We start from the raw sequence: 783 nt of genomic DNA, 5'->3' as shown, positions 1-783 counted from the left end.
CGTTGTGATGGTAGATAAAGACCATATTGTACGTTTAGCTAACCCAGCTATCTATGAAATTTTAGGGCTAGAGGAACAGATAGAAGGTCGTCGTTTCGAAGAAGTATTACAAAGTTATCGTTTGATTCAAATGCTAAACCAAGCTTCTAAAACTAAAGAGAAGATTAATGAAGAAATCTATTTATACTATCCAAGAGAAGTGATCTTAGATGTAAATATTATTCATTTAAGCTATGACGAGATGGATGCTTATTTCGATGCTGAATCTAATGAAGAATTAACGAATTCAAATGATTCAGAGCAAATTATCCTTTTAATTTATGATATTACTAGTATTCGCCATTTGGAAAAAGTTCGTAGCGATTTTATTTCTAACGCGTCTCATGAGCTTAAAACACCAGTCACCGCTTTACAAGGCTTTACTGAGACATTATTAGATGGGGCCATTGAAGAGCATGATACAGCAGTAGAATTTATTAAAATTATGCAAAAAGAGAGTAATCGCCTCGGTTCTTTAATTAAGGATATTTTAGATCTGGCTAAAATTGAACAGGATCAAGTACAACAAACTAGTGAATTGTTAGAGGCGGACGAGCTTTTAGAAGACGTATTTCAACACCTAAGTGGGCGGGCACAAGATAAGCATATTGATTTAGTTAAAGATGATAACTCCCAACCAGATGTTTCTTTTAGAGGAGATCGGGGTGGGATTTTACAGGTACTTACCAACCTAATTCATAATGCCATTATTTATAATAATCCTTATGGGTTTGTTAAGGTATT

At 34.2% G+C, this 783-nt stretch carries 1 protein-coding gene; it reads left to right on the top strand.

Features of this window, described 5'->3' with window-relative positions:
- Positions 1 to 783 (top strand): sensor histidine kinase (locus ACRCJ0_RS16980; protein ID WP_431391329.1); only part of this gene is annotated, 783 nt, incomplete at both ends.

This window comes from Aerococcus sp. L_32 (genome assembly GCF_050689315.1).
The sequence above is the reverse complement of the archived record's forward strand: the minus strand, read 5'-3'. Positions and strand labels throughout refer to the sequence as shown.